The 19,215-nt window shown below is 38.2% G+C and carries 27 protein-coding genes and 1 pseudogene; 2 read left to right on the forward strand and 26 right to left on the reverse strand.

Going from position 1 to position 19,215, the window contains the following annotated elements; genetic code table 11:
- Positions 1–7 precede the first annotated feature (7 nt).
- From NQ540_RS07735 to NQ540_RS07830, 20 genes are all read right to left on the reverse strand, one after another.
- A complete protein-coding gene (locus tag NQ540_RS07735; protein ID WP_039849138.1) occupies positions 8–667 on the reverse strand; it encodes a DUF443 domain-containing protein in 660 nt (219 codons plus the stop codon).
- 29 nt (positions 668–696) lie between these two features.
- The gene (locus NQ540_RS07740) at positions 697–1,104 is read right to left on the reverse strand and encodes a hypothetical protein (RefSeq protein ID WP_083789002.1); all 408 of its coding nucleotides are present in this window, start codon (positions 1,102–1,104) and stop codon (positions 697–699) included.
- Between the two features lie 15 nt (positions 1,105–1,119).
- Positions 1,120–1,545, reverse strand: a complete 426-nt coding sequence (locus NQ540_RS07745; RefSeq protein WP_005606992.1) for a hypothetical protein — start codon at positions 1,543–1,545, stop codon at positions 1,120–1,122.
- An 18-nt stretch (positions 1,546–1,563) separates the two neighbouring features.
- A complete protein-coding gene (locus NQ540_RS07750) occupies positions 1,564–1,989 on the reverse strand; it encodes a hypothetical protein (protein ID WP_050755100.1) in 426 nt (141 codons plus the stop codon).
- 51 nt (positions 1,990–2,040) lie between these two features.
- Positions 2,041–2,466 carry a hypothetical protein gene (locus tag NQ540_RS07755; protein ID WP_050755101.1) on the reverse strand — a complete coding sequence of 142 codons (426 nt, stop codon included), beginning with the start codon at positions 2,464–2,466 and terminating at the stop codon, positions 2,041–2,043.
- A 13-nt stretch (positions 2,467–2,479) separates the two neighbouring features.
- A complete protein-coding gene (locus NQ540_RS07760) occupies positions 2,480–2,905 on the reverse strand; it encodes a hypothetical protein (protein WP_005606998.1) in 426 nt (141 codons plus the stop codon).
- Between the two features lie 109 nt (positions 2,906–3,014).
- Complete coding sequence (locus NQ540_RS07765; RefSeq protein WP_324602847.1) at positions 3,015–3,362, reverse strand: hypothetical protein; 348 nt, start codon at positions 3,360–3,362, stop codon at positions 3,015–3,017.
- A gap of 25 nt (positions 3,363–3,387) precedes the next feature.
- Positions 3,388–3,816: a hypothetical protein gene (locus tag NQ540_RS07770; RefSeq protein WP_083789004.1), complete on the reverse strand. Its 429-nt coding sequence runs from the start codon at positions 3,814–3,816 to the stop codon at positions 3,388–3,390.
- Positions 3,817–3,841: 25 nt separating this feature from the next.
- The gene (locus tag NQ540_RS07775; protein ID WP_005607003.1) at positions 3,842–4,267 is read right to left on the reverse strand and encodes a hypothetical protein; all 426 of its coding nucleotides are present in this window, start codon (positions 4,265–4,267) and stop codon (positions 3,842–3,844) included.
- 26 nt (positions 4,268–4,293) lie between these two features.
- Complete coding sequence (locus NQ540_RS07780; protein ID WP_005607005.1) at positions 4,294–4,722, reverse strand: hypothetical protein; 429 nt, start codon at positions 4,720–4,722, stop codon at positions 4,294–4,296.
- 30 nt (positions 4,723–4,752) lie between these two features.
- Entirely contained in the window at positions 4,753–5,178 is a 426-nt protein-coding gene (locus NQ540_RS07785) for a hypothetical protein (protein ID WP_005607007.1), read from the reverse strand.
- A gap of 22 nt (positions 5,179–5,200) precedes the next feature.
- The gene (locus tag NQ540_RS07790) at positions 5,201–5,626 is read right to left on the reverse strand and encodes a hypothetical protein (RefSeq protein ID WP_005607009.1); all 426 of its coding nucleotides are present in this window, start codon (positions 5,624–5,626) and stop codon (positions 5,201–5,203) included.
- Between the two features lie 28 nt (positions 5,627–5,654).
- Entirely contained in the window at positions 5,655–6,080 is a 426-nt protein-coding gene (locus NQ540_RS07795) for a hypothetical protein (protein ID WP_005607011.1), read from the reverse strand.
- 25 nt (positions 6,081–6,105) lie between these two features.
- The gene (locus NQ540_RS07800; protein WP_005607013.1) at positions 6,106–6,531 is read right to left on the reverse strand and encodes a hypothetical protein; all 426 of its coding nucleotides are present in this window, start codon (positions 6,529–6,531) and stop codon (positions 6,106–6,108) included.
- An 8-nt stretch (positions 6,532–6,539) separates the two neighbouring features.
- Positions 6,540–6,692 (reverse strand): hypothetical protein, encoded by a 153-nt coding sequence (locus NQ540_RS07805; protein WP_005607015.1) that lies wholly within the window; start codon positions 6,690–6,692, stop codon positions 6,540–6,542.
- Positions 6,674–6,919: a hypothetical protein gene (locus tag NQ540_RS07810; RefSeq protein WP_005607017.1), complete on the reverse strand. Its 246-nt coding sequence runs from the start codon at positions 6,917–6,919 to the stop codon at positions 6,674–6,676. Before NQ540_RS07810 ends, NQ540_RS07805 begins: the two co-directional genes overlap by 19 nt.
- A 2-nt stretch (positions 6,920–6,921) precedes the next feature.
- On the reverse strand, positions 6,922–7,581 hold the full coding sequence (locus tag NQ540_RS07815) for a DUF443 domain-containing protein (RefSeq protein WP_005607019.1): 660 nt from the start codon (positions 7,579–7,581) through the stop codon (positions 6,922–6,924).
- A 34-nt stretch (positions 7,582–7,615) separates the two neighbouring features.
- Positions 7,616–8,272, reverse strand: a complete 657-nt coding sequence (locus NQ540_RS07820; protein WP_005607021.1) for a DUF443 domain-containing protein — start codon at positions 8,270–8,272, stop codon at positions 7,616–7,618.
- Positions 8,273–8,307: 35 nt separating this feature from the next.
- Entirely contained in the window at positions 8,308–8,964 is a 657-nt protein-coding gene (locus tag NQ540_RS07825) for a DUF443 domain-containing protein (RefSeq protein ID WP_005607023.1), read from the reverse strand.
- A gap of 152 nt (positions 8,965–9,116) precedes the next feature.
- Positions 9,117–10,148 (reverse strand): lipoate--protein ligase, encoded by a 1,032-nt coding sequence (locus tag NQ540_RS07830; RefSeq protein ID WP_005607025.1) that lies wholly within the window; start codon positions 10,146–10,148, stop codon positions 9,117–9,119.
- Positions 10,149–10,567: 419 nt separating this feature from the next.
- Between NQ540_RS07830 and NQ540_RS07835 the strand changes: the two genes are divergently transcribed.
- Both NQ540_RS07835 and NQ540_RS07840 read left to right on the forward strand, forming a co-directional pair.
- On the forward strand, positions 10,568–11,122 hold the full coding sequence (locus NQ540_RS07835; RefSeq protein ID WP_005608245.1) for a transposase: 555 nt from the start codon (positions 10,568–10,570) through the stop codon (positions 11,120–11,122).
- Positions 11,101–11,952, forward strand: coding sequence for an IS3 family transposase (locus NQ540_RS07840; RefSeq protein ID WP_233420212.1), 852 nt, complete (start codon positions 11,101–11,103; stop codon positions 11,950–11,952). The genes NQ540_RS07835 and NQ540_RS07840 overlap by 22 nt, the downstream gene beginning before the upstream one ends.
- 60 nt (positions 11,953–12,012) lie before the next feature.
- Here NQ540_RS07840 and NQ540_RS07845 read toward each other — a convergent pair.
- The 6 genes and pseudogenes from NQ540_RS07845 to NQ540_RS07870 form a co-directional block, all read right to left on the reverse strand.
- Positions 12,013–12,694: pseudogene (locus NQ540_RS07845) on the reverse strand (CPBP family intramembrane glutamic endopeptidase).
- A gap of 171 nt (positions 12,695–12,865) precedes the next feature.
- Positions 12,866–13,576: a CPBP family intramembrane glutamic endopeptidase gene (locus tag NQ540_RS07850; RefSeq protein ID WP_005607032.1), complete on the reverse strand. Its 711-nt coding sequence runs from the start codon at positions 13,574–13,576 to the stop codon at positions 12,866–12,868.
- Between the two features lie 109 nt (positions 13,577–13,685).
- Positions 13,686–15,215 (reverse strand): DEAD/DEAH box helicase, encoded by a 1,530-nt coding sequence (locus NQ540_RS07855; RefSeq protein WP_039849140.1) that lies wholly within the window; start codon positions 15,213–15,215, stop codon positions 13,686–13,688.
- Positions 15,216–15,802: 587 nt separating this feature from the next.
- Complete coding sequence (locus NQ540_RS07860; RefSeq protein ID WP_005607035.1) at positions 15,803–17,188, reverse strand: UDP-N-acetylmuramoyl-tripeptide--D-alanyl-D-alanine ligase; 1,386 nt, start codon at positions 17,186–17,188, stop codon at positions 15,803–15,805.
- A gap of 11 nt (positions 17,189–17,199) precedes the next feature.
- Positions 17,200–18,273, reverse strand: a complete 1,074-nt coding sequence (locus NQ540_RS07865; RefSeq protein WP_005607036.1) for a D-alanine--D-alanine ligase — start codon at positions 18,271–18,273, stop codon at positions 17,200–17,202.
- A 170-nt stretch (positions 18,274–18,443) separates the two neighbouring features.
- Positions 18,444–19,211, reverse strand: coding sequence for a hypothetical protein (locus NQ540_RS07870; protein ID WP_050755103.1), 768 nt, complete (start codon positions 19,209–19,211; stop codon positions 18,444–18,446).
- Between the last annotated feature and the right edge of the window lie 4 nt (positions 19,212–19,215).

Consider the following 19,215-nt stretch of genomic DNA (forward strand, 5'->3'; position numbering starts at 1 on the left):
TCCGTTTTTACTTTTTCTCTTCGATTGAGACAAGGCTAATATATTGTTTCTCATAGTCATAATGAATAGGCGTCATGCCTAACCAAACGATAAAAAAATACCACGATAGTATCGTAATCGGAATCAATAAAATTCCTTCGCTTCCATTATTTGATCGCATAAATAAAAACACAAAAATAGCCACAAGTCCTATTCCAAACCAATAAGAAAAATCTCTTCTTTTGCTAAACGTAAATGTTGCAGTATATCGTTTTGCGTTTTCTAGCAATCTTTCTGCAACTTTCTTCTGAGCTCGTTTGACGTAAACTTTTACAAGTAAGTATGCGATAAATACCGATAAAGCAACGATCCCCCATTTCAAAAGAGCTCGCTGATGAATATTATATTTTAAGAAAATATTCTCAAACATCTTAAACAGTATCGTCGTTAGTGGTTGTGTCGCCGCAACTGCCCCTATATACTTTGGTGAGGGTTTAGCTTTAAACTCAAAATTTTGATCGTGATAGCCGAACTCAACCATGTCCACACTCACTTGTTTTGGAATAATCCCAAAACCGTACACATTTGGTCTGATGGTGCTCGTGTCCATGATGTATCTCTTGCCGTTTGAGTCTGTCACTATTTTATGGCACGTAGACATCGAGTTTTTAAAAGTTAATTTGTTCAAGGCTTCCCCTCCTTTTTGTATAGATTGTTTTATTCGTAGATATAAATCCCACCATCTCTTTTAATTCTTGGAGGATGGTTCATTCCTATTCGAGACATCTCTGGAATGCTATCTGAGTGCTCTAATCTAAAATCAATAAAAATTATTGTCTTTTGATTATTATTAAAGGTTCCTTTTACCGATAAATTATATGACTCAGCAAAGATTCCATTGCTTACAGCTCCAACCTCTAGAGTATTCCAATCAAACTGTACAGATTCTATTTTTGGATATCTAGAACGAATCCACGCCACAATTTCTTCTTCGTGCTCTTTCAGCCACGCTAATTGCTTGTCTCTTGCCGTCGCAAAGATTGTGTTCTCTCTCCAGCTTGGATTAATTACGTTGAGCGCTGTTACGCCACCTACTGTTAGTAACAGGAGGGCGCTGGCTGTAATTGCTGTTTCACCTTTTTACTCATAGTCATACATCGTACCGCCACGTTTTATACCAGGACGTTGATTCATTCTAATTTGACTCATTTGTGGAATATCCCCTTCACCGGACATTAAAAAATCTACCCAAATAACTGTTTCTGGAATTTCATTAAACGTTCCCTTGACTGACAAATTATATCCATTATTAGATACTCCATTACTCACAGGTCCAACTGTTAAAGAATCCCAATTAAATTGAACCGATTCTACCTTAGGATATACTGAGCGCATCCATTTCACAATTTGTTTTTCGTGCTCTTTCAGCCATGCCAGTTGCTTGTCTCTCGCCGTCGCAAAAATCGTGTTTTCTCTCCAGCTTGGATTGATAACATTGAGTGCTGAGACGCCACCTACTGTTAGTAACAGCAGAGCGCTAACTGTAATTACTGTTTTCTTTTTCATTACGGTTTCACCTTTTTACTAATCATAATTATAGATAACCTTACCTCTTCTAATCATCGGAGGTTGATTCATTCTAATTTGAGATAAATTTGGAGTGTCCTCTCTCTTTTTCATCAAGAAATCGACAAAAATTATAGTTTTGGGATTATCATTAAAAACTCCCTGGACTGATAAATTGTAACCAATAATGGCCACTCCATTACTCACCGCTCTAACTTCTAATGTATTCCAATCAAATTGAATAGTTTCAACTTTTGGGTATCTTGAATGAACCCACTTTACAATCGCATCCTCATGCTCTTTCAGCCATGCCAATTGCTTGTCTCTCGCCGTCGCAAAAATCGTGTTCTCTCTCCAGCTTGGATTGATGACGTTGAGTGCTGAGACACCACCTACTGTCAGTAATAACAAGGCGCTTGCTGTAATTGCTGCTTTCTTTTTCATCATAACCCTCATTCCCTCTAGTAAATTCACCTTTCAAACAAAACATTTTGATTACTCATATGGTTTCCAAATCCCATCACTTTTTCTAAGTGGCGGATTATTCATACCCATTTTCGAAACACTTGGAATACTGTCTTTATTGTCTAATTTAAAATCAATGTGCAATACTGTCTCCGGCATGTTATTAAATTTACCCCGTACCGACAAATTATATCCATTGATAGATACGCCATTGCTCACTGGGCCCACCTTTAAAGTATCCCAGTCAAACTGAACAGTTTCTACCTTCGGATACACTGAGTGAATCCACGCTACAATTTCTTTCTCGTGCGCTTTAAGATAGGCGAGTTGCTTGTCTCTTGCCGTTGCAAAGATTGAGTTCTCTCTCCAGCTAGGATTAATCACGTTGAGTGCTGTTACTCCACCTACTGTCAGTAATAGCAGAGCGCTAGCTGTAATTGCTGCTTTCTTTTTCATACACGAACTCCAATCACTCATAATTAATTATGACACCATTTTTACGAATACCTGGTGGATGATTCATCCCCATTCTTGAAATATCTGGCATACTATCAGCATCATCTAAACTAAAACTGACATAAAGAACAGTTTCCGGGAGATCATTAAACGTACCTTTTACACTTAGTTTGTAGCCATTATTGGAAACTCCATTACTAACTGCTCCCACTCGATATGTGTTCCAATCAAACTGTACTGATTCTACTTTCGGATACTTTGAGTGAATCCACTCTACGATTTCTTTCTCGTGCGCTTTAAGATAGGCAAGCTGCTTGTCTCTTGTAGTCGCAAAAATGGTGTTTTCTCTCCAACTTGGATTGATCACGTTGAGCGCTGTTACGCCACCGACTGTCAGTAACAGGAGGGCGCTTGCTGTAATTACTGTTTTCTTTTTCATTCTCTTCCCACACTTTTCATCTCAACTAATTTACTCAAAAATATATAGACCTTTATTCCTTCTAATTCTTGGAGGTTGATTCATTCTGATTCCTGACATATTAGGTACGCTATCCCTTTTTTTCTAATCCAAAATCAATGAATATTATCGTATTTTCGTCATTATTAAAAGTACCTTTTACAGATAGATTGTATTCTGTATTTACTATACCATTGGATACTCCGCTAACTTCCATAGTTTCCCAATCAAATTCCACTGAATTAATTTTTGGATGTTTCGAGTGAATCCATGCCACGATTTGTTTTTCGTGCTCTTTCAACCATGCTAATTGCTTGTCTTTAGTCGACGCGAAAATGGTGTTAGCTCTCCAATCTGGATTCGTGACATTCAAAGCCGTCACTCCACCTAGTGCTAGTACTAACAGTGAACTGCTGATAATTACTGCTTTCTTTTTCATATCCGTACTCCCATCTTTTGGGAGGTTACTCAAAATCATACACTCCACCATCAGCCTTTTTGATACTTGGTGGTTGGTTCATTCTAATCTGCGACATTTTTGGAATACTATCAGCTGTTTCCATTAGAAAATCTACAAAAATAATGGTTTCTGGAATATCGTTAAACGTTCCTTCAACTGACAAATTATATCCAACATTCATTACACCATTGCTCACGGGGCCGACTTCTAGAGTTTTCCAATCAAACTGTACTTTTTCTACCTTTGGATATCTTGAGTGAATCCATGCCACGATTTGTTTTTCGTGCTCTTTCAACCAAGCCAATTGCTTGTCTCTTGCTGTCGCAAAAATGGTGTTCTCTCGCCAACTTGGAGCAATCACGTTGAGCGCTGTAACACCACCTACTGTCAGTAATAAGAGTGCACTACTGATCACTATTGCTTTCTTTTTCATACTCTTCCCACTCATTTCAACTGCCCTACTCAAATATATATAGGCCCTTGCCTTTTTTTATGCTCGGAGGATTATTCATCCCAATATCATTCATTGTTGGAATATCATCTTTATTTTTAAGACTGAAATCAATGACCAATACAGTATCTAGATTATCATTAAACGTTCCTTTTACGGATAAATTATATCCTACTGTTTGAACGCCATTACTAATGGCTCCCACTCGATACGTGTTCCAATCGAAGTTCACAGTGGTAATTTTAGGATGTCTAGACTTAATCCACTTTACAATCACTTCTTCATGCTCTTTCAGCCACGCTAATTGCTTATCTTTAGCCGACGCGAAAATGGAGTTAACTCTCCAATTTGGATTCGTGACATTCAAAACCGTCACTCCACCTAACACTAAGACTAAAAGCGTACTACCGATAATTACAAATTTTTTTTTCATATCCGTACTCCCATCTTTTTTGGAGGCTACTCAAAATAATACACTCCACCATCAGCCTTTTTGATACTTGGTGGTTGATTCATTCGAATCTGCGACATATTTGGAACACTGTCTGCAGTTTCCATACGAAAATCTACAAAAATAATCGTTTCAGGAATATTGTTAAATGTACCTTTAACCAACAAATTATACCCGATTATTGAAACACCATTGCTAACGGGCCTCACTTTTAAAGTATTCCAATCAAATTGCACGGATTCCACTTTTGGATATGCTGAATGAATCCATTTCACAATCTCTTCCTCATGCTCTTTCAACCATGCCAATTGCTTATCTCTTGCTGTCGCAAAAATCGTGTTCTCTCTCCAGCTAGGATTGATTACGTTGAGCGCTGAGACGCCACCTACTGTCAGTAACAGCAGGGTGCTAACTGTAATTGCTACTTTCTTTTTCATACTTTTCCCACACTCCTAAATCCAATGACGTTAGTCAAAAATGTAAAAACCATTCCCTTTCTTTATTCTAGGCGGTTGATTCATTCGAATATTTACCATCTCCGGTATACTATCTTTTGTTTCTAAAGAAAAATCTATAAATAAAGCAGTATCTGGATTATCGTTAAAAGTTCCTTTTACGGATAAATTATACCCAACTATTTGAACACCATTGCTAATAGCTCCTACTCGATACGTGTTCCAATCGAAGTTCACAGTGGTAATTTTAGGATGCCTAGATTGAATCCACGCCACGATTTCGTTCTCATGCTCTTTCAGCCACGCCAAGTGCTTATCTTTAGTCGACGCGAAAATGGTGTTAGCTCTCCAATCTGGATTCGTTACATTCAAGGCTGTCACTCCACCTAACGCTAAGACTAAAAGCGTACTACCGATTAGTACAAATTTCCTTTTCATAACATCCCTACATTTCTAGTATTTACTCATAAATATCCAACAATTTACCCTTATGAATTCTAGGTGGATGATTCATTCTTATTTTGGACAAGTCAGGAATGCTGTCCGCTTTATCCAGTAAGAAATCTACCCAGATTACTGTTTCCGGAATATCATTAAACTTCCCTTCGACGGACAAATTATATCCAACATTCATTACACCATTGCTCACGGGATCAACTTCAAATGTATTCCAGTCGAACTGCACTTTTTCTACCTTCGGATATTTCGAGTGAATCCATGCCACGATTTCTTTTTCATGCTCTTTCAGCCACGCCAACTGCTTATCTCTTGCTGTCGCAAAGATGGTATTCTCTCTCCAACTTGGATTGATCACATTAAGCGCTGTAACTCCACCGACTGTCAGTAACAGGAGGGCGCTTGCTGTAATCACTGTTTTCTTTTTCATATCTAAACTCCAATCTCAATTATAAAAATCACTCGAAGTTATATATAGTATTTCCTTTGATAATGCTAGGCGGTTGATTCATTGTTATTTTTGATATTTCCGGAATGCTGTCTGCACTATCCAATAAGAAATCTACCCAGATTACTGTTTCTGGAATATCGTTAAACTTCCCTTCAACCGACAAGTTATATCCAACATTCATTACACCATTGCTCACGGGGCCGACTTCTAGAGTTTTCCAATCAAACTGTACTTTTTCTATCTTTGGATATCTTGAGTGAATCCACGCTACGATTTGTTTTTCGTGCTCTTTCAGCCACGCCAACTGCTTATCTTTTGCCGTCGCAAAAATCGTGTTCTCTCGCCAACTTGGATTGATGACGTTGAGCGCTGAGACGCCACCTACTGTCAGTAACAGGAGGGCGCTTGCTGCGATTGCAGTTTTCTTTTTCATATCTAAACTCCAATCTTTTTAGATATCACTCGTATTCGTATAATACTCCGTCCTTTTTTATTCTCGGTGAGTGGTTCATTCCGATTTGAGACATATTAGGCACATCCTCTTTTTTCTCCATTAAGAAATCCACAAAAATTACCGTTTCAGGAATTTCATTTACAGTACCTTTGACAGATAAATTATACCCAACATTCATCACACTATTACTTACTGCTCTTACCTTTACCGAATTCCAGTCAAATTGAATAGTATTCACTTGTGGATAATGATTTTTGACCCAGGCTAAGATTTGTTTTTCATGCTCTTTCAGCCACGCCAACTGCTCGTCTCTTGCTGTCGCAAAGAGGGTATTCTCTCTCCAACTTGGAGCAATCACGTTGAGTGCTGTCACTCCACCGACTGTAAATAATAATAGCGCACTACCGATTATTGCTGCTTTCTTTTTCATATGAATTCCTACTTTTCCCCGATGTACTTTATCTTGATTTTTGATAAATCAATCTTACCAGTTATTTGTTCTGCACGTTTTATATCCTGGAACTCCTCAATTGGCCCAAGTAACAAATCTCCATCTGGTTGTTCAAGAAATTTTAAATCACTAAATAGCATCGAAATTTCTTTATTCTCATCATTATTAATTTTACGTTCAAAATATAACTTCCCGTGCTCTCATTTTTTGTAAAACTAATAAACTCAATCTCTTGAACATCATAGTTCCTAACAATTCGAGTGGCCACATTATTTTGTTGCTCCTTCGTGATTTGTGGTTTGAAGAAACACCCCGCCAAGAGACAAAGTCCAAGTAGCACGATTCCTAGTTTTTGAACTTTCTTCATTGTTATCCCTCTCTGATTTCAACTAGTTCAATCATCCCTGAATTAACATAATATCCTACAGGAATTGCACTTGTTGTTAGCATAAAACTTAGCAATGCGATGATTCCATTTAGAATTAAAATAATTACTTCTGCTCCATCATTTAAATATAGAAATATAAAGAATAAAATAGCATTCATTCCAAAACATATATATCCGGTATAATCTCTCTTTGATTTTGGTTTAAAAATAAACGTGTATTTTGAAAGATTTGATCCTAATTTTCTCATCGCCTTTTTATGCGAAAGTGATAAAGAGATTTTCACAAAAATAGATGCAAAAATCATCGTGAATAGATACAGTGCCAACTTTAGCAACCATTGTTGACTAACTTCCAGAGCAATAAACGTATTTTTCAAAAGGAAATATAATCCAGCAGAGATTGGTTGCATCGCTATGACCAGACTTGTCATTGGTCTATCTAGAGGTTTTTGTCTTACATCAAATTGAACATTATTTTTATCGATTTCATACCCAGTAACAGTAATGGTTTCAGGCCAAAATCCCCACACTGTTCCTTTAGAGTTTATCGAACTGGAATCAACCACATATCTCTTTTTATTCGACGCTTCAACAATCTGATAACATCCGATATTCGAATTTGAAAACTTCAACTGTACCATTCAATCACCTCCTGAAAAACTTTAGTACCTATTATTATTCCTCTCTGATTTCAACTAATTCATAGGTGCCTGCTTGGTAATACTCCGCTACTGGAATTGCACTATTCGTATATGCAAAACACAACATCGAAAGTACTGTATTCACAATCAGAAGCGCTCCCTCAGAACCATTATTGAAAGATAAATAGACAACATAGCAAACCAAGCTAATTATAAAAATGAAATAACCATCATAAATTCTCTTAGTCGGTCTAAAAACAAATGTCTGAACAGAACGTTTTTGCCCCAATCGATTCATTACTTTCTTTTTATTAAAGTTCAAAAAAGTAATAACAATCAAGTATGAAATAAGCATAGAGATGGCAAACAGTAAACTTTTAATGCCCAGTTGCTGACCAATCTTGTAGCTCACAAACAAACTATATAAGAAGTTGTACAATGTATATAATAGCGGTTGAATAGCGACAATGACCCCTGCTTTCCACCCATTACTTGTTTTATTTTTAAGTTCGAATTGAACATTTTCATTCTCTAATTCATAAGCGGTGACCGAAACGGTATCAGGTAAACCGCCCCATATCACACTCTTAGGACGCACTGAGCTCAGGTCCATCAAATATTTCTTTCCCTGTACACCTACAACTAACTTAAAAGAAAAAATATTCGAATTTGAAAACTTCAACTGTACCATTCAATCACCTCCTAGCTAGATTAACGATAGCGTTACTAAATCTCTTTAATGCTTTCTAAAATAAATATTTGGTCTCTGTAATACAAATCTACAGGACACATCCCTAAACAAACAATAAAGAACACTAGTGAAAGTAACGAATTCATTACTAGAATCGCTCCTTCTGTTCCATTATTCGTGCTTAAAAATACCAAGAATAAAGCGCCAATAATAGCTACAAAAAGATATCCTGAAAATCTTCTTTGCGAATGCACTTTAAATGTAGCTCTATATCTTTTTGATTGTTCCGGAAGGTTCTCTTTCGCTTGTTTGTCATAAACATAGAAGTAAAACTTTGCAAGAAGAAAAGAAATGAACAGCGAACAAGCAAACAGGAAAAACTTCATAAAAAGTTGCTGATACAAAGGATTCGTTGCAAAAAAATTGGTAATCATTCGAAAAGTGAGTGTACTAAACACTTGCACCGCACCCGTAAGGCCTACAAACTCTTTTGTCAGTGTGGCTTTTTGCTCGAATGCTGTATTGTTTGGATCGATTTCAATCATATCCACACTAATAGAAGACGAAAGGTTTCCGAATTCTAATAATTTGTTCGATATCGTACGGGTATCCATCACATAGGTTTTCCCATTTGAATCCGTAACAAATTTGTAAAAAGTAAACTTCGTCCATCTGATGTCAAGCTCGTTCAAATTTCATTTCCTCCCGAAAAAATTAAATAAAAGTCATTATTACTTCATTATATACTGTAGGATTTTAATTGACTATTCTTTTCATAAAAAAGAACCCAGCATTACTGCCAGGTTCGGTTGCATCATCGGCCACTGTAGCCGAGTATTCTATTTTATTCTTCTACCCCTAGTAATAGGTTCACTAGGATGTCCACTGTCACATTACCGAAGTAACGGCGGATGTCGATGGCTTCGAAGGCTTTTGTTAAGTCTTCGCGGTTGTATCCTACGCCTACAAGGGCTTTTTCTACATCGCTGATTTCACCAAGACCGAAGAAGTCTCCGTTAATCTTAATGTCTTTGATGGCATTCTTTTCAACATTCAAGCTGAACTCGATTTGTCCGGCTGGTGTACGTTTGGACTGTTTGAATTCGAATTTTGGATTTTTTCCGTAGTTCCAATCCGGGTTGTTGAAGTACTTTCTGCGTAATTCTTCTACACGCACCCAGTCTTCATCCGTTAGAACATACTCTTTAATCGTTGATGTATCTTCCACATTGAAGATGTTTTTCAAGAGTACTTCGCGGAATTGTAAGATGTCTAAGTCTTGGTATTCAGGCGCTAAGTACGGTTTGATATTTGTCACGCGTGAACGAACCGACTTGATTCCTTTTGACTCGATTTTCTCTTGTTTTGGACGTAAAATTTGTGGCAAAATGCTCACATCTAGATCCAACATTAATGTTCCGTGCGCTGTTAAACGGCCATTGTTTGAATACATCGCATTTCCAGAAAATTTCTTACCGTCAATCAGAAGGTCGTTACGTCCTTGTAACTCTGCCCCTGTCGCTCCCATCTTATGGAGGGCTTCAATCACTGGTTCTGTGAATTTCCCAAAGTCACGGAAGCTATCGCCATCATCTTCTGTAATGAAGCAGAAGCAAATATTTCCCATATCGTGATATACGGCTCCACCACCTGAGAAACGACGAACGACTTGTACGCCAAGTTTATCAACACCATCTTGATTGATTTCTTCGATGGTATTTTGGTTTTTCCCGATGATAATCGCATTTTCGTTAATATAAAATAACAGAATTGGTTCATCGAGTTTCTTCTCATTTAATAAGAAATATTCGATGGCTAAGTTTGTCGTTGCATCGTAGATTTCTTTCCCATTTCGTTGATTTTTTACATAAAACATCTAAAAATCCCCTCGCTTTTACTGATATCACTAGCGCTATCATACCATAACCGCCCTCCTCACACATAAGAAAGAAGCTTGATTTTACACTATTTTTACTCCACTCCAACACGCAATTACCATATATGGTAATTGCAGCCTTTCATAGTCAGTCAACCGGAAATCCCGCATTGATGTTTCCTCGAATTCTTGCGGTTTTATAGTAACTGTAACGTGATTCGCATTGAATGTGAATTACGCGGAGTTGGACCATTCCAAACTCCGCGTTTGAAGCTTCAAAGGTGTAAGACCCAGACTTACACCGTTGCAACGTTATAGTTACTATCAAAAATCCGCAAGAAGAATGAGGAAACATAAAAAGCGCACCCTTTTGATATGTACCCCCTTTACTGGACAAACCAGTAAAGGGGGTATTTATTATGCGTTACTCATTTGAATTCAAAATGAAATGTGTAGAATTATATCGACAAGGAATATGGGCCGAAACGCCTGAAAAAGTTATGAAAAGGAGTTTCCAAAGAAAAATACTGGATTGGGATAAAATTGAAAAAATTCACGGACCTAAAGGATTAGAGCGCGTTAAAAGGCAAAGAAAATGGACAGCAGAAGAAAAATTGACATTTATTCTACAGGTTTTAAACGGGAAGACTCTTTCAGAGGTTTCTTTTCCAGCAGGAATTAGTCGCGGATTATTAAGTTCTTGGGTTCACAAGTACCTAACTTATGGATATAATGGTCTAAAGAATGAGAAACGTAGACAAGCATTATCTAAGGAGCTTATTATGAATAAAAAGGCTGTGACTGGTAACCTTTCAGAATCCGAACGAGAAGAATTAGTTCGATTACGTGAGCGAAATGCATATTTAGAAGCTGAAATTGCTGTTATAAAAAAACTGAGAGCCTTGAGAAAAGAACAGGAAGCTGCGCTTCTCAAGGCGCGAAAGCAGCGATCATCAAGGAACTTCGAGAAGTAGGATACCAACTAAAATATCTTCTTAAAGCGATGAAAATGGCTAAATCTACTTATTATTTTGAATTAAATAAAGTAGATGCTGTGGCTGAAAAGAATGGGGATTTATTATTGGAAATCCAAACAATCTTTCATGAAAATAAAGGTAGATATGGTGTTAGAAGAATTTACCAAGAACTTCGTCGTAGAGGTTACGTTGTTAATCATAAAAGAATTCAACGTCTGATGCATATAAATGATTTGTTTGGAAAACGCCCTAAACAAAAATACCATTCTTATCGTGGTAGTGTTGGAAAAGTTGCTGATAATATTATTAACAGAGATTTTGTGGCCAAAAGGCCTCTTCAAAAATGGAGTACAGATGTATCTCAATTCACTTTTTCTTGGGGAAAATGTTTCTTTTCTCCAATCTTAGATATGTCTACTAATGAAATAATCTCCTATGATCTTTCTCTAAGCCCCGACTTAGAACAGATTCAAAGGATGCTAAATAGAGCTTTCAAAAAATTCCCTGATGTTAATGGATTGATTCTCCATTCTGATCAAGGTTGGCAATATCAACACGCATTTTACCAAAGATCATTAAATGAACGAGGGATTATTCAATCAATGTCCCGAAAAGGAAATTGTTATGATAATTGCATTATAGAAACGTTTTTCGCCAGAATGAAGAACGAAATGTTCTACGGTTTTGAAATGGAATATTCTACCTTTAAGGAATTTCAAACGGCTGTGGAAGAATATATAGATTATTACAATAACAAAAGAATTCAAGAAAAAACAAAATGGATGCCCCCTGTTCTATACAGGGAAACATCCATGTGTTCAGCTTAATTTAAAAATGTGTCCAGGATTCTGGGTACATATCATTTCGAGGATGCGCTTTGCTCAGTGTTAGTATGCCCATGCGATTAATAAGTAGATGAAGCTTGAACCAAACATATCTGCCAATGCGTGCATAAGGAAGAATGGTAATAGGTTTTTCATCACTTTTTTGTACATGAAATAGTAGAATAATCCATACACGACTCCGATAACCATTGCCCACAACATTCCTTGATACGTATGGAATGAGAATCGAACAAGGGTTGAGAACGCCAAGGCCTTCCACTGATGCTCTTCCTTCACCGATGTCATTAATCCAAGGAAGAAGAACTCTTCGTAGAAACCATTTAACAGCCCATAAGCGCTGGGTCGAAGTAATTATATTCGCCGCTCAGCGTGGTTACGACATCGCCAAACAGTCCGACAATCGTGAATAATACCGGTACCCAGATGAGTACGGACCAGTGAAAACGGACCTTCAACTGCTTGAAGTCGTAATGACGGATGACTAAGTACAAGAGTGCAATCGCTAGTAGGTAAAGTTACTCGAATACGCTGCCCCGTCGCTATAGGACGTTGTCGTCTCCGTATACTACTGGACCACTTCCGTTACAGATTGTAAACTCTGTAGAAATTGTTGTGTGGATCGGATGATAAACTCCCCGAACATGATCATCGTCACGATGAGGATGTCAACCCACTTTAAAGTTTTTAATGGTTCTTTTGGTCTGATTTTAGTTAAGACAGTCATGATTGGTTCCCTCTTTTCCTTATTGTATCAAAACACTGTTCTATTGAAAGAAAATCGCTTGTTTCTTTTGGCGTCTTCCTTAATAAGAGAGTACTCCTTAAAACTAAAATGAACCTAAAACAAAAATCTACAAAAAAAGTGACTCCTAATAAGAAGTCACTGACTAATCTTCTAAAAGAAACGTCTCGGTATTTCGATGAACAAGATTACAAGAAGTCCATTATAAAGGCTGTGTAATAAAATTGCGTCAAACAAACTTCTTCTTCGTTCATACACAAGAAAAAAAACAATAGAACCAATAAGATAAGCTAAAAACTGTATCCAATTATGGATATAAGTCGGAAAATGAACAGCTGTAAATAGAATTGATACAATGGACATTCTAACAAAAGTATTCACTTTTCCTCGAAGTAAATTATTCAGAAATCCTCTATAAAAAAGTTCTTCAATCAAAGGTGCAAAACAAACGATTCTTAGTACTTCTAAAGCAAAAATATATTTATCTGTTGTAAGTGGTAGACCTGCCCTAAAGAAAAAATCAACTAGTTTTGATCGACCTGTCCCATAAGCCATTGAACTCCACAAATTATAAATAAAATAGCTTGAAAATGTGAGAGCAATATACGTTACAAAAACAAAAATTAAATCCATCAGTTGAAACTTTCTTTTTACTGTTGGCTTAAATAATTTTGTGTGTACTTTGTACATACAAAATACCAAAATGCCACCGCAAATAATCGTAACAATTAACTCCCACATATCCGCTTGACGACCTAGATTCCACAAATTCATTTTGAACACAAATTCAATTCCTTCATTTATGGCAATCTTCATTACAAAAAAGAATAGAACCCAAAGCGGTTTTTTCAATCGAGCACCCATTTACTTCTACCTCATATGTTTTTTCCTTATACTACCGTTTTATAGCAGACACTGTCAATATGAGATTCTAAAAAAAGCAGACTAGCGTTTTACTAGTCTGCTCCATTCATTATTTCTGACGGATGGTAAATCCTTTGTCAGATTTCTTTTTGTTGTTACGGCGGCGAGAATCTTTCCCTTTATATCCGCGTGTATATTCGTCTTCTAAGCCACGGCCACGACGATCTTCTTTACGCTTGAAGCTTCCTTTTCCGTTACGTCCGCGGTTGTCTTTACGGTCATTACGGTTGTAGTTTCCACGGCTGTTGCCACGTTTGCGGCTTGGCAATGGACGTTCTGGCGTGATTTTAACTGGAATTTCAGTTGGATCTTTAATCATGCTCTTAAGTAATAGAGCTGCCAATTCTTCTGGTTCGTACTCGTCTAATAAGTAAGAGACCGCTTCTTTGAAACGTCTTGGTTCCACAGTTTTCATCATTTCGTCGATAGACTCGATGGCTGTTTTTGTTTGTCCTTCCAAGGCTTCTGTTTGCGTTGGTGGACGAAGACTTGTCATACGTTTGCGTGTTAATTCTTCAATCACACGTAGGTAATCCATTTCGTTTGGTGTCACGAATGTTACAGACATTCCTTCTTGACCCGCACGACCTGTACGTCCGATACGGTGTACATAGCTTTCTGGGTCTTGTGGGATATCGTAGTTATAGACGTGTGTAACGCCAGAGATATCTAGTCCACGTGCCGCAACGTCTGTAGCGACTAAGATGTCTAAATGGTTGTTCTTGAAGTCACGAAGAACGCTCATACGTTTTTGTTGGCTTAAGTCCCCGTGGATTCCTTCTGCACGGTAGCCACGCATTTCAAGTCCGCGTGCTAATTCATCTACACGACGTTTTGTACGTCCGAATACGATAGTTAATTCAGGCGTTTGAACGTCTAATAAACGTGTCATAATATCGAATTTCTCGTAGTCTTTACATTTTACGAAATATTGATCGATTAATGTCGCAGTCATCTCATTTGATTTGATACGAACATGCTCTGGATCTTTCATAAATTGAACACCGATACGTTTAATATCATCTGGCATTGTTGCAGAGAATAAAAGCGTTTGGCGGTTTTCTGGAACTTGTTTGATAATCGATTCGATATCTTCTAAGAATCCCATGTTTAACATTTCATCCGCTTCGTCTAAGACAAGTGTTTCCACTGCCCCTAGTTTCAATGTACGGCGTGAAATGTGGTCTAATAAACGACCTGGAGTTCCCACAACGATTTGTGGATTCTCTTTTAATTGGCGAATTTGACGGTTAATGTCCGCTCCACCGTAAACCGCTTGTACACGAATTTTTTTGTCGCGTCCGAGACGGAACAATTCTTCTTGTGTTTGAATCGCAAGTTCACGAGTTGGTGCGATGACAAGTCCTTGTACGCCTTTTTTACTTGGGTCGATTTTTTGAAGCATTGGCAAACCAAATGCGGCTGTTTTACCAGTCCCTGTTTGCGCTTGCCCAATCACATCTAAGCCTTGCAATGCTTTTGGAATGGTTTGTGCTTGAATGGGAGTTGCTTCTTCAAACCCCATTTTTTCGATAGATTCTAGTAAGGCAGAATCCAATCCTAATTCATTAAATTTCATATTTTCCTCCTTGGATACTTCGGTGAGAAGCACACGAGGGATTTCCCTTCATAACAAAAGTCTGGAGCTTTTCGTAAGAGCACCAGACTTCTACAATCGTTTAAATTTCAAACTATCTATTATAAATGTGTGTACATTTCTCAACTCAGCGAATAGTATAGCACGCATCCAGCGAGAATGCAAAGAATACAGACCGCCGACTGCTGCTTTTTATTCTTTGAAAAAGCTTAGGGAATAAGAATTTACGGGCTCCAAATCCTTGCGGATTTTTCAATAATAGCTGTAATGGGGCAACGGTTCGAGTCTTTCGTCTCTCACCTTTAAAGCCTCAAAGCTGGAGTAAGAAATCAATTTCTAACTCCAGCTAATTCGCATTTAATGCGATTCCCCATTACTGCTACTATTGAATCCGCTAGATTTTCCGCCCGTATTCACAGCGCATTGACAACCTTTAAAAGCGGGAGGAGGTGGGAGTTTGCTTCTCGTGGTGCGGTTGAGAAATGGGGACACTTTATAATGGGTAGTTCTCCATGAGGGGACAAAAAAGCGAGAGACGTTTGTGCGTCTCTCACTTTCCTTTATATTTGTTATTCTGCTTTTAAGGCATCGACAACGGCGAGTAAGCCTGTGCCGTTGCTTGATTTGATGAGGACTTGGTCGCCTTCTTTAAGTTCGGCTTTTAAGTCAGCAATCAAAGCTTCTTTGTCCATGTAATGGTGAAGCGCTGCTATTTCAAACTGGTCTTTCAACGCATCATAGAGTGCTTCCATTTCTTCGCCGTACAAGTACACAAGTGCGACTTCGCTTGGAGAAATGACTTCTGAGATGCTGGCGTGCAATTCTTTCGAATGTTCTCCGAGTTCGCGGATATCTCCAAGAACAAGGACGCGACGGCCTGTTGCTTCAACTGAAACAAATGATTGAATCACCGATTTCATCGCGATTGGGCTGGCGTTGTAAGCATCGTTTAAGATGGCTACTCCGTTTTGTCCTTTCACCCATTGCGTACGGTTCTTCGTTAATTCGAAGTTCGCTAAGGCAGACACGATATCTGAGAGTGGTACCTCTAACGTGCGTGCAATTTCAATGGCTAAAAGTGCGTTTGAAACATTATACGCTCCAAGAACTGGCAATGTTACTGCCACAGTTTCAGTTGGTGTCACTAATTCAAACGCAGTGTGGTCTGAATACAGTTCGATATTTTTAGTTGAGAGTTCCTTGCTTCCTTCGCCGACTGTAACGATTTTGAAGGTTGCTGGTTTTTCAGCTTGCGCAATCCCTGCTGTAATTAAGTCTTCATGCGCTGGATAAATAAAGGTTCCTTTTTCTTGTAGTCCAGAAAGGATTTCAAGTTTGGCTTTTGCAATACCTTCCTTACTTCCGAGTTGTTCCATGTGCGACTCACCAATGAGCGTAATCGCAACAACTTCTGGGCGTGCTAATTTTGATAAGAACTCGATTTCGTGGAAATTACTCATTCCCATTTCTAAGACAAGTGCTTCAGTTGATTCCGGCATATCTAAAATCGTTTGTGGTAAGCCGATATCGTTATTGAAGTTCCCTTGTGTTTTATAGACACGGTAGCGTGCGCCAAGAGCGGCTGCTGTCATGTCTTTCGTCGTAGTTTTGCCAGAACTTCCTGTAATTCCAACGACACGAGGAGATACTTTTTCTAAGTACCATTTCGCTAATTTTTGAAAAGCTTCAAGAGGGTCTTCTACCCAAATGGCGCAGATTCCCTCTGGTGGTGTAAGATCTTTTTTTCCCCATAACACGGCTGTTGCGCCGGCTTGAATCGCTTGTTCAATATAATCATGTCCGTCTGTTTGCCCTTTTAGAGGAACAAACAGGCTATTCGGACCTAATTTTCTAGTATCAAAGGCTACTGACTCAATCGTTTCGAATCGATGTGCCGATTGATAATCAATCGCGCCAACTGCTTTTGTGATTTCGGCAACTGTTCCAATACTCATCGTTCTTCTCCTTACTCTGCATGACGATCGTTATAGCGTTTAAGGGCTAAACGAATCAATTCTTCGACTAAATCTTTATAAGAAATCCCCATTGCTTCCCATAATTTTGGATACATACTAAATTGTGTGAACCCAGGCATTGTATTCACTTCATTAATGAAGACTTCTTGTGTTTCAGTAAGGAAGAAATCACAACGGGTTAATCCACTGCCATCAATCGCACGGAAAGCCGTTTCGGCATATTCACGAATTTTTGCGGAAACTTCCTCAGGAATTGCAGCTGGAATTTGAAGTGTTGTTGTATTGTTGATGTATTTTTCATTGTAATCGTAGAATCCTGCTTGTTTGACCACTTCTCCAACAACTGAAGTATTCACTTCATCGTTTCCAAGAACCGCTACTTCGACTTCGCGGGCATCAATTCCTTGCTCTACAACAATACGGCGGTCGTATTTGAGAGCTTCCTCAATCGCAGCGGTTAATTCTTCACGATTTGTTGCTTTTGAAATCCCTACGCTTGATCCCATGTTAGCAGGCTTCACAAACACTGGATAACGCAGCGTTCCTTCAATACGATTGTAAATCGCTTCAGGAGATTTTTTGAAATCTGCCTTCACAAAAGGAACAAATGGCACTTGTGGAATTCCTGCTTGTTGGAACAGGTGCTTACTAGCAATTTTATCCATCCCATTGGCACTTGCTAAAACGCCACATCCTACATAAGGTAAATCTAGAATTTCAAATAGTCCTTGAATGGTTCCGTCTTCTCCGTTTGGTCCATGTAAAATTGGAAAAACGACTGTATCCGGTCCTGCAATATCACTTGGTTGAATGCGAACTCCTGTGGATACTTCCCCTTCAACCGTTGCAAAACGAGCTTCCAGCCCTTCTGTTAAACGAAGCGCTTGATCAAAGGCAACTGGAGCCTTTAATGCTTCCCCTTTTAACCAAGTTCCTTCTTTTGTAATATACACGGGCTCTACATCGTAATATTCAAAATAAATCTCTTTAATAATTGATCCTGCCGTTAAGATTGAAATATCATGCTCGGCACTTTTTCCGCCATAAATGACAACAACTTTCATATGAATCCTCCAAACTATTCGCTTCCAGCGAACGACCAATCTATGTGGTCCATGTCTGTTATTTTAGATAATAACCTTGCACGTTACAGTATAACAAAACGGCGGAAACCTTACAAGTTCAGACAAAACCAACAAAAAACACTTTCCAAAGATTCTCTTTGAAAAGTGTTTTAAATGGCATCCGTCATTGGTAATTTTGCTGAAATTTTCCAATTTTGATACGTTTCGTTATACGTTAATTGTCCAATACGCACGTTTTGTGTCACTGCTTTATTTGCGTAATGGTAACGATCTTCCGTCAAGAAAATCGGTATTTCATAAATATCCTCTTGCTTATTCACTTGATCAAATGCCAAACTGATTCCTTCGCGGTAAAGAGGCATCATTTCTTTCAAAGCTTCAATCGAAATCGCTTCTGCTTCTTTTTCAGAACCAAAGAAGAAAAACTTCGGTGATTGATTTAAAATTTCCGTCATCTCAATTTGTACTTGTCTTGATAAGAGTGGTAAAAACTGTTCGATTTTTCGATAATACACTTTAGAATATTCATTATCCAAACATAGGTAAATAAAATTATTTTGTAATTTATAGAAAAACGGTGAGTGTAAATGTGTTTTCGCATGAGAGATATAGAGTAGATCCGCAATCTCTTGCGGTGTGAGTTGATGAACGAATTCAATAGAGTCAAAATCAACCCAGTTTGATGGAGCTTCTTTTCCTTCTGCTACACCTTGAAGATATTCCAACACATTTTTGCGTCCTTTAATCCACATAAATCCAGTATAAGAATCATGAGTGGCAAGACTAGATTTCCCATTCAAAAGGAGGATATTTTGAGGGATTTCAGACTGTGGTAAGGCAGACAAATGGAACGCGATCGATTTCGCCAACACATGGTTCGATACGCTATCATAATGGATATACAATTGTTTTGCCACAGAC

The sequence above is a fragment of the Granulicatella adiacens ATCC 49175 genome (assembly GCF_025150565.1).
GTDB lineage: Bacteria > Bacillota > Bacilli > Lactobacillales > Aerococcaceae > Granulicatella > Granulicatella adiacens.

Bases quoted from the DNA above. Each gene is read 5' to 3' on its own strand.
- NQ540_RS07750 (WP_050755100.1), bottom strand. From the start codon at position 1,989: ATGAAAAAGAAAGCAGCAATTACAGCAAGCGCCTTGTTATTACTGACA.
- NQ540_RS07850 (WP_005607032.1), bottom strand. From the start codon at position 13,576: ATGGGTGCTCGATTGAAAAAACCGCTTTGGGTTCTATTCTTTTTTGTA.
- NQ540_RS07775 (WP_005607003.1), bottom strand. From the start codon at position 4,267: ATGAAAAAAAAATTTGTAATTATCGGTAGTACGCTTTTAGTCTTAGTG.
- NQ540_RS07865 (WP_005607036.1), bottom strand. From the start codon at position 18,273: ATGAAAGTTGTTGTCATTTATGGCGGAAAAAGTGCCGAGCATGATATT.
- NQ540_RS07835 (WP_005608245.1), top strand. From the start codon at position 10,568: ATGCGTTACTCATTTGAATTCAAAATGAAATGTGTAGAATTATATCGA.
- NQ540_RS07795 (WP_005607011.1), bottom strand. From the start codon at position 6,080: ATGAAAAAGAAAACTGCAATCGCAGCAAGCGCCCTCCTGTTACTGACA.
- NQ540_RS07860 (WP_005607035.1), bottom strand. From the start codon at position 17,188: ATGAGTATTGGAACAGTTGCCGAAATCACAAAAGCAGTTGGCGCGATT.
- NQ540_RS07780 (WP_005607005.1), bottom strand. From the start codon at position 4,722: ATGAAAAAGAAAGTAGCAATTACAGTTAGCACCCTGCTGTTACTGACA.
- NQ540_RS07785 (WP_005607007.1), bottom strand. From the start codon at position 5,178: ATGAAAAGGAAATTTGTACTAATCGGTAGTACGCTTTTAGTCTTAGCG.
- NQ540_RS07855 (WP_039849140.1), bottom strand. From the start codon at position 15,215: ATGAAATTTAATGAATTAGGATTGGATTCTGCCTTACTAGAATCTATC.
- NQ540_RS07805 (WP_005607015.1), bottom strand. From the start codon at position 6,692: ATGCTATTTAGTGATTTAAAATTTCTTGAACAACCAGATGGAGATTTG.
- NQ540_RS07815 (WP_005607019.1), bottom strand. From the start codon at position 7,581: ATGGTACAGTTGAAGTTTTCAAATTCGAATATCGGATGTTATCAGATT.
- NQ540_RS07745 (WP_005606992.1), bottom strand. From the start codon at position 1,545: ATGAAAAAGAAAACAGTAATTACAGTTAGCGCTCTGCTGTTACTAACA.
- NQ540_RS07755 (WP_050755101.1), bottom strand. From the start codon at position 2,466: ATGAAAAAGAAAGCAGCAATTACAGCTAGCGCTCTGCTATTACTGACA.
- NQ540_RS07830 (WP_005607025.1), bottom strand. From the start codon at position 10,148: ATGTTTTATGTAAAAAATCAACGAAATGGGAAAGAAATCTACGATGCA.
- NQ540_RS07790 (WP_005607009.1), bottom strand. From the start codon at position 5,626: ATGAAAAAGAAAACAGTGATTACAGCAAGCGCCCTCCTGTTACTGACA.
- NQ540_RS07810 (WP_005607017.1), bottom strand. From the start codon at position 6,919: ATGAAGAAAGTTCAAAAACTAGGAATCGTGCTACTTGGACTTTGTCTC.
- NQ540_RS07760 (WP_005606998.1), bottom strand. From the start codon at position 2,905: ATGAAAAAGAAAACAGTAATTACAGCAAGCGCCCTCCTGTTACTGACA.
- NQ540_RS07820 (WP_005607021.1), bottom strand. From the start codon at position 8,272: ATGGTACAGTTGAAGTTTTCAAATTCGAATATTTTTTCTTTTAAGTTA.
- NQ540_RS07770 (WP_083789004.1), bottom strand. From the start codon at position 3,816: ATGAAAAAGAAAGCAATAGTGATCAGTAGTGCACTCTTATTACTGACA.
- NQ540_RS07765 (WP_324602847.1), bottom strand. From the start codon at position 3,362: ATGAAAAAGAAAGCAGTAATTATCAGCAGTTCACTGTTAGTACTAGCA.
- NQ540_RS07800 (WP_005607013.1), bottom strand. From the start codon at position 6,531: ATGAAAAAGAAAGCAGCAATAATCGGTAGTGCGCTATTATTATTTACA.